The organism is Labilithrix sp. (assembly GCA_019637155.1).
Taxonomy (GTDB): Bacteria; Myxococcota_A; Polyangia; order Polyangiales; family Polyangiaceae; genus Labilithrix.
Genome location: JAHBWE010000009.1, coordinates 126,218 through 140,108, shown reverse-complemented (window position 1 = coordinate 140,108; position 13,891 = coordinate 126,218). Strand labels below are relative to the sequence as shown.

Below are 13,891 nucleotides of genomic sequence, written 5' to 3'. Positions count from 1 at the left end.
AGAAGAAGGACGCCGCGCCGCCGCCCCCGGAAGAAGAGACGAAGGCCGAAGAGACGAAGAAGGAAGAGACCAAGTCCGCCGCGGACGAAGAGACGCGCCCCGTCGCCTCGCCGAACGACGTCACCGCGCCCGCGCCCACCGGCTACATGCCGGCGCCGCTGCCGGAGAAGGCCGCGTCGAAGCGGAAGAAGAAGAACGTCGAGATCGCGATCCGCATCAACAAGCTCACGAAGCGCTTCGGCGTGAAGACGGCGGTCGATCAGATCTCGCTCAAGGTGAAGCAAGGACAGGTCTACGGCCTCATCGGCCCGAACGGCGCCGGCAAGACGACGACGTTCTCGATGATGGCCGGCTTCCTGCGCCCCACGAGCGGCCAGCTCGAGATGCTCGGCTACGAGCCGACGCAGGTCGACGAGCTCCGCTCGCGCGTCGGCGTCCTCCCGCAGGACGCGCTGCTCCCGCCCTGGGACAAGGTCGGCGAGTTCCTCATGCACATGGCGCAGCTGCAGGACGTCCCGCCCGATCGGGTCGAGGCCGAGGCGCGCGAGGTGCTCGAGGAGGTCGACGGCAAGGACTGGTGGTCGCTCCGTTGCGGCCAGCTCTCGCACGGCATGTCGAAGCGCGTGCAGCTCGCGCAGGCGCTCCTCGGCGATCCGGAGATCGTGCTCCTCGACGAGCCGACCGCGGGCCTCGATCCGCGCGTCGCCTACGAGGTCCGCCAGCTCATCAAGCGGCGCAAGGGTCGCTGCACCCTCGTCGTCTCGAGCCACAACCTCCAGGAGCTGGAGGAGATCTGCGACGCCGCCTGCATCCTCGATCGCGGCCGCGTCGTCGCGAGCGGGACGATCACGGAGCTCACCGCCTCGAGCGAGGAGGTCCGCGTCCGCCTCGGCGCGGGCCCGACCCCCGTCGCGCAGGTCCGCGACCTGCCGATGGTGAAGCGCGTCGAGTACGACGAGGACCGTCGCGAGCTCGTCATCTACTTCGATCGCGGCTCCGTCGACGCGGAGACCGTCATCGGACACGTCCTCTGGTGCCTCCTCAACAACCAGGCCCGCATCAGCCAGGTCACGAAGGGCAAGGGCCTCGAGCAGCGCGTGATGGAGCTGACCTAATCTCCCTCCGGCATGTTGAACGCCGGCAGGCGCGGCTCCGCGACGATCGCGGTCAGGACCGCGCCGGCCGTCACCGTGAGCGCGACGAGCAACGCGAGCCGGCGCATGAAGAGGACCGCGCGGCACTCCATGCGCGCGTCTCCGCCCTCGCGCACGGCGACGAAGAGGAGGGACTCGACGCCGGTCGCCTTCACGCGCGCGTCCTCGTCGCCGGCGCCTCGATCGACGCGCCCGGCGAGGAGGACGGAGCCGCGAAGCGGGACCGCGCTCACGTGCTCGACGAACGTCTTCGAGCCCTCCTTCTTCTGGACGCGCAGGCCCACCGTCGACGCCCAGACCGCGTCGTCGGGGTGGACCTCGAGGCTCTGACCGCCCTCGCCGTCGAGGAAAAACGTGCCCTTCGAGAGCAAGCGCTCCGTGTAGATGTTCGGGTTGGAGCCGTCGACGATCTCCTCGCTCACGACGTGGACGATCGCTACCGCCTCGCCCTCCGCCGTGACCGGCGTCGGGTCGCGCACGACGCCGGAGAACGATCCCCACGCGCGCTCGAGCGCACCTTCCCGAGGGAGCCGCGGCGCGCGGAGGAGGACGCGGACGAGCCTCGCCTCCGCGCGCCCCACCACGAGCGCGGCGACGAACGAGCCCGCGCCGAAGAGGCCGAGCCACAGGAGGCTCAAGGGGCTCGCGTTGTACACGTCCCGCCCGCGCAGGTCCTGCCACGGCGTCGCATGGTCCGTGAGCGCGGAGCCGCCGATGAAGGAGCCGAAGACGACGAGGAGCATGAGGAACGCGAAGCCGGGATCGAGGCGGCTCAGCTTCCCGACCTTGCGTCCGCCGCTGACGAAGCGAGGCGTGCGCGCCGCCGTCCACCTGAGCGCCGCCGCGCCGAGGAGGACACCTCCCAGCGCCGCGAGATCGACCGAGAGCGGCGACAGCTCCATCGTCCACCCGACGCCGAGGAGGAGCGCGCCCGCGATCGCGAGGGCGAGCTCGAGCACGCGCGGAGCCCTGCCGAGGCGCGCGCGGGGCGTCGTCGCCGCCTGCGGCCTGCTCTTCGCGGTGGGCGCGACCATTCGATCGACGATCGCGGCGGCGTCGTCCCCCGTCGCGATCGCGCGCGCGGTGATGCCCGCGATCCGGCGCTCGGGCGCGCGGCGGTGGCTCGAGGTCACCGCGAACACGTGCTCGGCGTCGTCCTCGGCGAGGAGCTCGACCCGCGCGCCATCCTCGACGCGCGCGCGGACGAGGCGGACCTTCACGTGCGGCCCGGGCGCGTTCTTCACCCGCAGCGCGGCGAGGCTCGCGTCTCCCTCGATCTCCTTCCAGGGGAGGTCGCGCTCCTCGGCCGGCTCGATCCGGAGCGACCTCGCGAGCTCGACGCGTACGCGCTCGCCGGTGTCGGTCTCGAGCTCGAACGGCTCTACGCGCTCGAACGACGCGAGCTCCTCCGCGCCCGCGAGCACGCGCGCCCGCTCGAGGACGGCGCCGTCGCCGCTCACGCGCCGCGCGATGCCGGAGATCCGCATCGCGTGCAGCGTACATCAACGAAGACGCGCGAACCGCCGCCCGGCGAAGGCGCCCGCCGCCGCGAGAAGGAGCAGCATGAGCGTCAGGCCGACCGCGCGGAGCCGCGAGCGACGGCGCACGATCGGCTCCGGCGTCGACCGCGCCCGCTCGATCACCGGCGGCGGGAACACGAACGCGGGCATGCGCGCGGTGGCGTCGTCGTGAGGGGCGGAGTCGCGCGTCGCGGCCGCGTCGGCCTCGAGCTTCGCCGCCCCCGCGGCCGCGAGCGCGGCGTTCACGGCGGCGAGGAGGTCGCCGTTCTTTCCGCCCGAAGGCGGCGGCTCCGGAGGATCGGGGATCGCCGCGCGGCGCTGGCTGCCGGTGCCGGGCGCGGTCGGGGCTTCGTCGGTGAAGCGCGACGCCTCCGGCGGCGGCTCGAACTTGCGCCGCTCCACCGTCGCTTGCGGATCGGCCGGCTTCGCGCGGCGCAGCTCCTCGAGGAGGCCGGGCGGGAGATCGGCGACCGCGGTGCTCGCCGCGTGCACGTCGACCGCGCCGGGCCCGGAGGTCGGGGGGATGCTGCCGAGATCGACGAGGCCCTCGAACGAGGCCTCGTCCTTCGAGTCGCGCCGCTTCTTCGCCGTCATCGGACGTCTCCCAGCGGCGCCTGCGCCGCCGTCGCGAGGTCGAGGTCCGCCACGATCCCGATCTCGCTCGAGACGAGCTCGACCTTCCACGACGGGTCGCCGGGTCCGTATTCGTCGTTGGCGTCCGCGTCGACGAAGACGGAGACCTCGTATGGCGTCTGCGAGTCGAGCACGCCTGTCACCTCGGCGACGTACGGCGCGCGCACCACGCTGCGTCGATGGAGGCCGACGAGGCGGCCGCTCCCTTTGTCGGCGACGCGGACCTCGATCGACTTCTCGGTGTACGCCTCGATCCCCTTCAGCGAGAGCTGGAACGGGAGGAGCTCCTCCTCGCCCGAGATCGCGTTGCCCTCGAGGTCGGTGAAGATGTCGACGAACGCGGTGTCGTGGAGGAAGTTGAGGACGAACCCGCCGTCGACGATCTGCACGTCCTCGGGATAAGGCTCGACGAGCTCACGCCGCCACGCGTGGTCCTTGTCGTTGATGCCGCCGACGATGCCGTCGTACTTGCCCGAGAAGTTGTGGTCGGCCCAGAAGTCGACGCGGAAGGGGCCGCCCGACTTCGGCACGAACTTCGGACACTCGATCTTGAACTCGGTGCGGTTGACGTTGGCGTAGACCGCCTTCCCCTGGACCGTGTTCGCCTTGTCGACGAGGCGGAGCTCCATGTCCTCGCCGACGTGCGGGAGCATGCTCCGCGCGATGAAGCGGAAGTCGATGTACGTCACGCTCGCGACGACGTTGGTCGACGTCTTCGCTTCTTCCTTCCGGAAGCGATCGAGATCGAGCGACGCCGTGCAGGACGTCACCGCGAGGAGGAGGAGCGGGAGGAGGTGGGCGCGCATCAGAAGCCTCGCCCCACGACGAAGCCGCAGCCCGCCGGTGTGCACATCGCGCTCGCGGTGGTCGACGGCCTCGTCGTGCGCCGCTTCGGCTGCAGCACGTACCAGAGCGCGGCGCCGGCGACGAGCACGCCGCCGCCGACGAACGCGGCGTCGGCGACGGTGCCGTAGGTCTTCGCGGTGGTGCGCTCCGACTCGAGGTCGTAGGTCGCGGGGCAGAGATCGTTCGGGCATCGGTCCTCGATCGAGCCTTGCTTCGATCGCGCGAGGAGGCCCGCCGTGACGCCGGCGCCGAGGACGACGACGCCGGCCGCGCCGAGCGCGATCGGGCCCGCGAGCGAGGGCGACGTCTCGCGGACGACGAGCGGCGTCGTGACGCGCGGCGGCGGGAACGTCAGCTCGTGGGTGGTGTCGGACGCGGGCTCGAGCGACGCGTCGACGCTCAGCGACTCGGCGTCCGCCGCGCGCACGCGGAACGTGTGGCGCCCCGGCCGCACGCGGAGCGAGATCTCCTTGCCCTGGATCTCGTACGAGTTCTCGACCGCGGGGCCGCGCGTCTGCGCGCGCGTGTCGACGAGCGTGAAGGCGGTCGCGGGGTGGCGCACGACGACGCGGATCTTCGCGACGGTCGAGGTGAGCGTCGCGAGGTCGCGCTGGATCTGCTCGCGCTCGCGCTCGTCGATGTCCGACGCGTCGCGCAGGTAGGCGGCGTACGCGTCGATCGCCTCGCCGTCGCGCTCGAGGTGCATCGCGCAGAAGCCGACGTTCCCGAGCACGCGCGGGTTCTGCGACAGCGCGTAGGCCTTCTTGAAGGCGTGGAACGCCTCCTCGTACTTCGCGCCGTCGGGATCGTCGAGCAGGTTCACGCCGGCGCGGAACTGCTTCTTCGCCTCGGCGGCCGCGTCGTCGTCGGCGCGCGCGAGGGTCGCGGCGAAGAGGAAAACGGCGACGAAAGAGCTCCTGATCAGTTGGTGCATGAGTCTCCGGTTCATTGGTCACCCCCTGCTTCGGAATCGACCGCGGCGTCGCGCGCGCACGCCGACGGCGGGTCCGCCGGCGCGCCGGCGCGGAGCCACGCGAGCAGCGTCCTTCGCTCGTCGTCCGCGATCGTCACCGGCGCGAGCGGCATGCGTCGCGCGGTGAGCTGCTCGATCATCAGATCGCGGAGCACCATCCCGCCGTAGGACGCGAGGACGTCGGAGCGCGTCTGGAGCGGGAACGGCGCGCCGTTCGCGGGCGGCCGCGTGTGGCACTGCTGGCAGATCGTCTCGAGCACGCGCCGCGCGTCGCACGGGATCTCGTCGGCGTCGTCGCGGCGGAGCGGCGCGGCCGCGTCGGCGTTCGGATCCAAGACGAGGGCCTCGCGCGACGTGATGCACGCGACCCCGACTCCGACGTAGAGAGCAAGCATCATCGGCACCCCCCTGAGCCTCGCGCTCATAGATCGCGGCGGAAGGTCCTTCCGCGCGCCGTCTCCGCCGCCGGCGGACGAGGTTCTTGGGACGCCGGCGAGGAGTGCCGTGCCGGTTCGTCCGGTGTGGTCGCGGGGGAGGTCGCCGGCGACGCGCGGCCCGCTGGGGGCCGCGCCACGACCGGCGCGGGCTTCGGCGCGGGCGCTTGCGTCGCCGTCATCGTCGGAGGCGCGGGCGGCTCGGTGGCGGCGGCGCTCGGCGGCGGCGGCGCGGCCGGCGTCGGGACCGTGACCGTGATCACCGACGGCGGAGCGGCGGCGGCGGGCGGACTCTGCGCGCGATGGAGCGCGAGCCCGCTCACGCCGAGCGCGAGGACGGTGACGACGACGAGCGCGACGAACGCGATCGGGTTCGTGCGCGTGTTCGCGGCGGTGGTGACGACGCGGAAGACGGACGGCTGCGAGTCGCCCTCCGGCGCCTCCGAGAGATCGATGACGCCGGCGGGCGCGGGCCGCACGTGCGTCTTGCTCACCGAGACGTCGGGATCGCTCCCGCGCGCGAGCGACAGCGCGGCGAGCTGCGCCTTGATCTGCGCCTGGACCGTCTTCTTCCGATCGGCGAAGAGATCGGTGACGAGCTCGCCGACCGCCTCGGCGGAGAGGCCGCCGCCCGCGGTGATGAAGTCCTCGAGCGCCTCGCGCATCGCCTTCGCGGTCGGGTAGCGCTCGTCGACGTCGCGCTCGAGCGCGCGCGCGACGATCGTGTCGAGCGCGAGCGGGATCTGGTCGTTGATCTCCGCGACGCGCGGGATCTGCTTGTTCATCAGGTTGTAGAGCGTGCGCGCGGGCGACTCCGCCGCCATGAGGTGCTGCCCGGTGAGGGCCTCCCACAGCACGATGCCGGCGGCGAACACGTCGGCGCGGCCGTCGACGTTCTCGCCGAGGACTTGTTCGGGCGCCATGAACGCGACTTTGCCTTTGAAGACGCCGTGCGCGGTTTGCGCGGAGCCGGCCGCCTTCGCGATCCCGAAGTCGACGATCTTCGAGACGCCGCCGTAGGTGACCATCATGTTCTGCGGGCTCACGTCGCGATGCACGATCGAGAGCGGCGTGCCGTCGAAGTCGGTCAGCTCGTGCGCGTAGTGGAGGCCGTTCAGCGCGTCGGCGACGATGCGCGCCGCCATCTTCGGCGCGAGCTCGCGCCCCTCTTGCTTCAGCTTCGTGAGCACACGATTGAAGGGTTGTCCCTCGACGTACTCCATCGCGAGGAACCAGCTCCCGCCTTCGGCGCCCGCCTCGAAGGTCTGGATCACGTTCGGGTGGTTGAGGCGCGCGGCGAGGCGCGCCTCGTCGAGGAACATCTCGCGCGACGCGGGATCGCTCGCGAGCTCGTCGCGCAGGCGCTTCACGACGACGAGGCGGTTCACGTTCATCGCGCCGTGCGCGACCGCGAGGAACACCTCCGCCATGCCGCCGGTGCCGAGGCGCGCGATGACGCGGTACTTCCCGAGCATGACCGATCGCTCGGTCACCGGGGTGGGCATCCGCGGCTCTCCGTCTTCTTCTTCCGCCGCTTTCACGTGCCTGCTCCTGCCGCCTTCTTCGGCGCCGTTCGGATCCCGTACTTCTGCGCGAGCTGGTGCAGATACATGCGGTCCATCCTTGCCTCCCGCGCGGCCTTGCTGACGTTGCCTTGCGCTCGTTCGAGGAGCGGCTCGATGTACGACCGCTCGAACTGTTCGACCGCGCGCTCCTTCGCCGCGCGGAACGGGAGCGCCGGCTCGTCTTCGGACGGACGCGACGACGGCGCGCGCTCGTGCGCCGCCTCCGCCACGCGCCGCGGCGGGAGCACGTCGCCGAGGACGGTGCGGCGCTCGATGTAGTTCCGGAGCTCGCGCACGTTGCCGGGCCACTCGTAGCTCTGCATCTGCGCGAGGACGTCGGACGGGAAGACGGTGGAGACGACGCCGTCGACGTCGCGCGCGCCCATCGCCGCGAGGAAGCTCCGCACGAGCGCGGGCACGTCCTCGAGCCGATCGCGGAGCGGCGGGATGCGGACCGCGACCTTCGCGAGGCGGTAGTAGAGGTCCTCGCGGAAGCGGCCGCGGTTCACCTCGCGCTCGAGATCGCGATGCGTCGCCGCGATGACGCGGACGTCGACGTCGATCGTCCTCGTCTGTCCCACGCGCCGGACCTCGCGGCTCTCGAGCGCGCGCAGGAGCTTGGGCTGCAGCTCGAGGGGCAGCTCCCCGATCTCGTCGAGGAACACCGTGCCGCCGTCGGCCGCCTCGAACGCACCTTCGCGGTCGCGGTCGGCGCCGGTGAACGCGCCGCGCACGTGGCCGAAGAGCTCGCTCTCCACCAGCGACGGCGAGAGCGCGCCGCAGTCGACGACGACGAGCGGCCCCCCGCCGCGCGGGCTGCGCTGCACGACCTCGGTCGCGACGAGCTCCTTGCCGGTGCCGCTCTCTCCCTGGATCAGCACGTCGATCTCGCTCGACGCGACGCGCTCGAGGATGTCGAAGAGCCGCTGCATCGCGCCGGAGCCGCCGACGAGCGCGCCGAACGAAGGCAACACCGGCACCTCCGGCAGCACGCGACGGCCGTCCGGGCGCACGCGGAGGATCGAGTCGCCGAGCGAGATCACGCCCTCGTCCTCGAGCTCGGCGGAGAGGACCTTCACGCCGTTGATGCGGGTGCCGTTCGTCGATCCGGAGTCGACGACGGTCCAGCCGCTGCGGCCGCGCGCGATGCGGCAATGGAAGCGCGAGACGGTGGGGTCCTCGACGACGACGTCGTTCGACACGTGCGAGCCGATCCGGCAGAGGTCCCCCTCGTAGACGAGCTCCTGCGCGCCGGTCCGCCCGGCTGCGCGCTCGATCATGATGCGCAGGCGCCCCGTCTCGACCGCGGCCCGGAGCTTCTCGATATGGAGCGGGTTCGCGTGCTTCGCTCGCGTGGCCTCGTGGGCGAAGAGGTCGTCGGTCACGAGGGAGCCCTCGGTGCAAACTCGATGCTCACCGCGGTCGCCTTCGATGTCGGACAGGTGTGCAATGGTGGACTAACGAGAAAAACGGGTTTTACGCATCAGTGCTGATGCTTCTCGTCGGCACCCGCGCGGGGTGCTCCTCCGCCTTGCTGGATCGATCCAGCAATCGGTAGCGGGCGCCTCCCCGCATTGCGGGATCGCCCCCGCTTCAGCTCTCTCTGCCCCGCCCGAAGAAATCGCGCCTGCCCGCGTGGCGCGCCGAGTGCACGGAGCCGCACTCGGCTCGCCCCAATCCGCGAATGGAGGCTCCATTGAACACCGTCCACGCCGTCACGGGTCTCGCTCTCCTCTGTGCTCTCGGTTCCGTCGCGTGCAGTGACGATCGAGATGATGACGACGACGAAGAGGTGTCGACCGCGGTCGACGCGCTCACGGCGCGGCAGATGCTCGCGCCGATCCGGAACGACTCCGGCAAGGTCCAGAGCGCGACGCCGACCGGCAAGATCGATCTCTCGAACCCCTTCTTCGCGTCGCTCGGCACGAACGGCCGCTCGTGCGGCTCGTGCCACGTCGCCGAGGCCGGCTGGACGATCACGCCGGAGAACATGCGCGCGCGCTTCGACGCGACCAACGGCCTCGACCCGGTGTTCAACCGCCTCGACGGCGCCGACTCTCCGACCGCCCCGAACGCGACGAAGGCGGAGCGCAAGGCCGCCTCGAAGAACCTCCTCACGCGCGGCACGATCCGCGTCGGCCTCCCGCAGACGCGGCCGGTGCCGACCTGGGACATCGAGGTCGAGATCGTGGCGGACCCGCGGAGCTCGAACGTGCTCACGCCGACGAACGGGCAGGTCTCCTTCTTCCGCCGTCCGCTCCCCACCACGAACCTCCGCTTCACCGCCGCGATCAACTGGGACGGCCGCAACACACCCGACCTCACCGACATGCGGCCGGGCCTCCTCAACCAGTCGAACGGCGCGACGACGGGCCACGCGCAAGGCGCGGCGATCGACGACGCGACGCGGGCCGCGATCGTCGACTTCGAGCTCTCGCTCGTCACCGCGCAGGTGAAGCACGAGGACGCCGGATGGCTCGACCAGCGCGGCGCGGACGGCGGGCCCGTTCCGCTGCTCACGCTCCCGTTCGCGATCGACGACAACTCGGGGAGCGCGTTCTCGCCGAAGGTCTTCGACCTGTTCGACGCGTGGGCGCGCCGCCGCGACTCCCGCTGGCGCCGTCGCTGCGCGGAGACCGACCGCGAGCGCGTCGCCGCGGGCCAGAAGATCTTCAACGAGAAGAAGCTCGGCCCGAACCGCGACCGCACGTGCAGCGGCTGCCACAACGCGCCGAACGTGGGCTCGTCGACGCGCTTCGCGTTCTTCGACGTCGGCGTGAGCGCCGCGAACCGCTGGAACCGCGACGTCCCGCTCTATCGCGTGCGCCAGATCTCGAACCCGGCCAACGTGATCGTCACGACCGATCCCGGCCGCGCGATGATCACCGGGCAGTTCGCGGACGTGAACCGCTTCAAGGTGCCCGGGCTGCGGGGGCTCGCCTCGCGCGCGCCGTACTTCCACGACGGCTCGGCGAAGTCGCTGAAGGACGTCGTCAAACACTACGAGCGCTTCTTCGACACGTGGCTCAGCCGCGACGAAGAGGGAGACCTCATCGCGTTCCTCGAGTCCCTCTAGACCGGAGCAAAGACCAGATGACTTCCTATCGTTGGGCGCGGCTCGCGCCCGCGTTCGCCGCCCTTTGTGCGATCCTTCAGGCGTGTGGTGACGACGACTCCGGGCCCGGCGCCGGACCCGGCGTCACGAACGACGGCGGCGGAGGTGGCGACGACGCCGCGCCGGGCGACGACGTGCAGGCCGAGCCGCCGCGGAAGCCCTCCCCGCTGCCGACGCACGGCTCGTCGATCGCGTTGACCCCGGACGACAGCCACGCCGTCGTCGCCAACCGCGAGGCCGGCACCGTCTCGGTCTTCGCGATCGACTGGGCGTCGGGGAGCCCCGTCCTCACGAAGTCCGCCGAGCTCCCCGTCGGCGGCGACGTCTCGAACGTCGCGGTGCATCCGAGCGGCCGCTTCGCGCTCGCGCTCTCGCGCATCGAGCAGAAGGTCGTGCGCATCGACGACCTCGGCGGCGCCCCGAAGCTCGGTCCGTCGCTCGCGACCGGATCCGAGCCGACCGGCATCGCGCTCACGCCAATGGGCGATCAGGCGTGGATCGCGAACTGGATCGACGGCACCGTCTTCGTCGTCGACACGGAGGCGATGACGTTGAAGTCGACGGTCGACCTCAACGCCACCCTCGCCGCGTCGGGGCTCCTCGGCGCGGTCGCGGCGCGCCCGGCGCTCTCGCACCCGCGCAGCGTCGCGATCACGAACAACGGCAACAACCTCGACGCCGACGAGACGGTCTACGTGACGGAGTTCTACGCCCAGCACAAGGTGCCGCTCCTCGCCGACGGCTCGAACGCGGACGTCGCGAAGGTCGGCGTCGTCTACGCGATCCCGGTGAAGGACCCGAACGACGTGACGATCATCGAGCTCCCACCGCTCGCGGACCTCGGCTTCAAGGACCACAAGAACGGCACCGCGGGCTGCTTCCCGAACCAGCTCTTGTCGATCAACATCCAGGGCTCCTTCGGCTACGTGTCCTCGATCTGCGCTTCGCCGAAGGGTCCGGGCGGCCCGTTCACCGGACCTGCGGCGGCCGACTGCATCGACGACGGCGCGTGCCCCGGCGCGCTCGCCGGCTCGTGCGTCGCGGGGAAGTGCACGACGAACTGCACGACGAACGCGCAGTGCGGCGCGAATGGCGGCGTCTGCAACACGACGACGTTCGTGTGCGCGCCCAACACCGCGAACGTCAAGACGACGCTCGCGCCCGCGGTCTCCATCATCGACCTCGGCGCGGCGAAGACGATCGCGACGGTGAACCTCGCGCGCGAATTCGAGACGAGCTTCGACGCGCGCAACGTCCCGAACGACGGCAACCGGCGGATGCCGCTCACGGCGATGGACGTCGGCTTCGTGCCCGGCACCGTCACCGCCTACTTCCCGGCGAAGGGCGCCGACGCGGTCTTCCGCGTCGATTTCAACGCCACCTACGAGGCGAGCACGATCGACGGCGTCGGCGATCCGAAGGCGCCGTTCATCAACCTCACCCCCGCCGGGGTGGACGCCTCGCGCATCGGGCGCCTGCCGACCGGCATCGCGGTCGCGTTCAAGACGCACACCGAGGGCTCGACGAAGCGCTTCGCCTTCGTGAACGGCGAGAACACGCGCAACGTCGCGGTCCTCGATCTCGAGGCGCAGGACCTCGCCGGCCGGAGCGAGGGCACGCCGAACGTCGTGTCGTCGAGCGATCTCCCGACCGATCCGGTCGCGAAGACGAGGCTCGAGGGCGAGCGCCTCTTCGCGACGGGGCTCGGCCGCTGGTCGCTCCGCGGCCAGGCGTGGGCGGCGTGCGAGAGCTGTCACGTCGACGCGCTCTCCGACAACGTGACGTGGTTCTTTCCGCGCGGCGCGCGTCAGCCGAACAGCCTCGACGCGACCTTCGACTCGAAGAACCCGAACGACAGCCGCTTCCACAACTGGACCGCGGTCCAGGACGAGGTGAGCGATCACGAGATGGGCGCGATCCGCGGCACGATGGGCGGCGTCGGCGCGATCGTGAAGAACGGCGCGCTCGATCCCGTGAACCGCATCGCGATCGATCGCATCGGACAGGCGGGCCTCGCCGGCTCCTCCGCGCAGGCGGCCGATCCGGCGAACCCCGGCTCGCTCGCGGAGGCGTGCGTCGTCGACGACTGGGCGCAGGTGACCGCGTTCTTCAAGTCGATCCGATCGCCGAAGCGCCCATCGACGCTCGACGCGGCGAAGGTCGATCAGGGGCGCGCGCTCTTCCAGGAGGGCAACTGCCAGGGCTGTCACGGCGGACCGAAGTGGACGACGTCGAAGGTCTTCTACACGCCCGACTCCACCAACGCCGTCAACAACGCGCTCAAGGACCGTTCGTGGTCGGCGGCGGTCCTCGCCGCGAGCTATCCGCCCTCGCTCCTCCCGGCCGTGACGCCGCTCAACCAGAACATGCGTTACAACGGCACGAACGGCGGCCTCGACTCGATGATCTGCGCGTTGCGTCCGGTCGGCACCTTCGGCGTCGCGGAGGCCGCGGTCGGCGTCGCCGAGCTGCGGCAGGACATGGCGACGCCGGGCCAGGGCAACGAGCTCGACGGCAAGGGGTACAACGTGCCGTCGCTCCTCTCGATGACGGTCGGCGCGCCGTACCTCCACGCCGGTCAGGTCCGCACGCTCGAGGCGCTCCTCGCGTCGCCGTTCGAGGTCCATCGCGAGGCGCTGAAGAGCGGCTTCCTCGCGCCGGGCACGCCGGACCGCGAGGCGAAGGTCGCCGCGCTCGTGCAGTTCCTCCTCTCGATCGACGAGGCGGCCGCGCCGCTCGCCGAGCCCGCGCTCGGCCCGAACGGCGGCAGCTTCTGCGCGCCGTAACGCGCTACGGCGTGGAAGGGCCGGGCGCGGCCGCGAGCTCCTCGAAGAGCGCGCGGACGGGCGCGAGGTCGACGAACGTGCGATCGCTCCACAACACACACGCGCTGTCGTCATCGGTGACGGTCAGGACCCTGGCGTTCCGGTTCTCGTCGTCGCCGATGACGACCGCGTGCTCGTACCTCGCGCCCGGGGTGCAGCGGGCCCTCGAGACGGTGCGATGTTGCGCGAGCGTGCTCGTGATGCGTTCCTTCGTCGCGGCGTCGATCGCGTGCGAGTGGTAGCTAGGCGTGAGCAACGCGTCCGGTTGGTCGTCGGTCGGATCGCATGACGTCGTGTGGAGGTGGGCGCTTCCGTCCGGTCGCTCCGTGTACATGTAGGTCGCCGCGCCGGCGACACACCGCGAGCCGGCCGGCGTGGCACCCGCCCCGCCCACCGATGTCGATCACCTTCTCGATGCCGGACGCAGTCGCGAAGAGGAACGATGGCTCGCACGCGAACCGATCGCTGCGTACGTCGCTGCTCGCGAACGTCGCGCCGATGACGGGAGCCACCGTCATCCCGACGTACGCATCGGGCACGTCGCAGGACGTCTTCTCCGAGAAGGTGACGCTGCGCGCCGCGATCGCGATCGCGGTGTACTGCTCGTCGCTCAGGCCCGCGTTCCATTCTTGCGATCGCGACGGCTGCCCCACGCACTCCGTCACCCAGAGCATCTTGCTCTTCGGAAACACGGCGTAGCGGGCGTTGCCGGGCGCGCACGCGGAGCCGGCCGGGATCATGCCGCTTCCGTGAATCGAGAAGGCGAGCATCGTCACGGCTTCGTCCGTCGTCCACACCGGCGTGACGAGATCGGCAACTTGCGCGA

12 protein-coding genes are annotated in these 13,891 nt (G+C 71.1%); 4 read left to right on the top strand and 8 right to left on the bottom strand.

Annotated features, from left to right (window positions below):
* Positions 1-146 precede the first annotated feature (146 nt).
* A complete protein-coding gene (locus KF837_20320) occupies positions 147-1,115 on the top strand; it encodes an ABC transporter ATP-binding protein (protein MBX3229676.1) in 969 nt (322 codons plus the stop codon).
* Here KF837_20320 and KF837_20315 read toward each other — a convergent pair.
* From KF837_20315 to KF837_20285, 7 genes are read right to left on the bottom strand one after another with little or no spacing between them, the layout of a single operon-like run.
* Positions 1,112-2,641 (bottom strand): hypothetical protein, encoded by a 1,530-nt coding sequence (locus KF837_20315; GenBank protein MBX3229675.1) that lies wholly within the window; start codon positions 2,639-2,641, stop codon positions 1,112-1,114. The genes KF837_20320 and KF837_20315 overlap by 4 nt on opposite strands.
* Before the next feature lie 15 nt (positions 2,642-2,656).
* Complete coding sequence (locus KF837_20310; protein ID MBX3229674.1) at positions 2,657-3,268, bottom strand: hypothetical protein; 612 nt, start codon at positions 3,266-3,268, stop codon at positions 2,657-2,659.
* The gene (locus KF837_20305; GenBank protein MBX3229673.1) at positions 3,265-4,113 is read right to left on the bottom strand and encodes a hypothetical protein; all 849 of its coding nucleotides are present in this window, start codon (positions 4,111-4,113) and stop codon (positions 3,265-3,267) included. The genes KF837_20310 and KF837_20305 overlap by 4 nt, the downstream gene beginning before the upstream one ends.
* Complete coding sequence (locus tag KF837_20300; protein ID MBX3229672.1) at positions 4,113-5,087, bottom strand: hypothetical protein; 975 nt, start codon at positions 5,085-5,087, stop codon at positions 4,113-4,115. Before KF837_20300 ends, KF837_20305 begins: the two co-directional genes overlap by 1 nt.
* Positions 5,088-5,098: 11 nt before the next feature.
* The gene (locus tag KF837_20295) at positions 5,099-5,524 is read right to left on the bottom strand and encodes a hypothetical protein (protein ID MBX3229671.1); all 426 of its coding nucleotides are present in this window, start codon (positions 5,522-5,524) and stop codon (positions 5,099-5,101) included.
* A 23-nt stretch (positions 5,525-5,547) separates the two neighbouring features.
* The gene (locus tag KF837_20290) at positions 5,548-7,065 is read right to left on the bottom strand and encodes a protein kinase (GenBank protein MBX3229670.1); all 1,518 of its coding nucleotides are present in this window, start codon (positions 7,063-7,065) and stop codon (positions 5,548-5,550) included.
* A 32-nt stretch (positions 7,066-7,097) separates the two neighbouring features.
* Complete coding sequence (locus KF837_20285; protein MBX3229669.1) at positions 7,098-8,510, bottom strand: sigma 54-interacting transcriptional regulator; 1,413 nt, start codon at positions 8,508-8,510, stop codon at positions 7,098-7,100.
* A gap of 407 nt (positions 8,511-8,917) precedes the next feature.
* Here KF837_20285 and KF837_20280 point away from each other — a divergent pair, with 407 nt between their 5' ends.
* The gene (locus tag KF837_20280) at positions 8,918-10,201 is read left to right on the top strand and encodes a hypothetical protein (protein MBX3229668.1); all 1,284 of its coding nucleotides are present in this window, start codon (positions 8,918-8,920) and stop codon (positions 10,199-10,201) included.
* Between the two features lie 17 nt (positions 10,202-10,218).
* Positions 10,219-13,026: a hypothetical protein gene (locus tag KF837_20275; protein ID MBX3229667.1), complete on the top strand. Its 2,808-nt coding sequence runs from the start codon at positions 10,219-10,221 to the stop codon at positions 13,024-13,026.
* 4 nt (positions 13,027-13,030) lie between these two features.
* Here KF837_20275 and KF837_20270 read toward each other — a convergent pair whose 3' ends face one another.
* Positions 13,031-13,459 carry a hypothetical protein gene (locus KF837_20270; GenBank protein ID MBX3229666.1) on the bottom strand — a complete coding sequence of 143 codons (429 nt, stop codon included), beginning with the start codon at positions 13,457-13,459 and terminating at the stop codon, positions 13,031-13,033.
* Between the two features lie 20 nt (positions 13,460-13,479).
* Here KF837_20270 and KF837_20265 point away from each other — a divergent pair, with 20 nt between their 5' ends.
* On the top strand, positions 13,480-13,764 hold the full coding sequence (locus tag KF837_20265) for a hypothetical protein (protein MBX3229665.1): 285 nt from the start codon (positions 13,480-13,482) through the stop codon (positions 13,762-13,764).
* The last annotated feature ends 127 nt before the right edge of the window (positions 13,765-13,891 follow it).

Coding starts and splice junctions, on each gene's coding strand:
- KF837_20320 (MBX3229676.1), top strand. CDS start 147: ATGCCGGCGCCGCTGCCGGAGAAGGCCGCGTCGAAGCGGAAGAAGAAG.
- KF837_20315 (MBX3229675.1), bottom strand. CDS start 2,641: ATGCGGATCTCCGGCATCGCGCGGCGCGTGAGCGGCGACGGCGCCGTC.
- KF837_20310 (MBX3229674.1), bottom strand. CDS start 3,268: ATGACGGCGAAGAAGCGGCGCGACTCGAAGGACGAGGCCTCGTTCGAG.
- KF837_20305 (MBX3229673.1), bottom strand. CDS start 4,113: ATGCGCGCCCACCTCCTCCCGCTCCTCCTCCTCGCGGTGACGTCCTGC.
- KF837_20300 (MBX3229672.1), bottom strand. CDS start 5,087: ATGCACCAACTGATCAGGAGCTCTTTCGTCGCCGTTTTCCTCTTCGCC.
- KF837_20295 (MBX3229671.1), bottom strand. CDS start 5,524: ATGATGCTTGCTCTCTACGTCGGAGTCGGGGTCGCGTGCATCACGTCG.
- KF837_20290 (MBX3229670.1), bottom strand. CDS start 7,065: ATGCCCACCCCGGTGACCGAGCGATCGGTCATGCTCGGGAAGTACCGC.
- KF837_20275 (MBX3229667.1), top strand. CDS start 10,219: ATGACTTCCTATCGTTGGGCGCGGCTCGCGCCCGCGTTCGCCGCCCTT.
- KF837_20265 (MBX3229665.1), top strand. CDS start 13,480: ATGCCGGACGCAGTCGCGAAGAGGAACGATGGCTCGCACGCGAACCGA.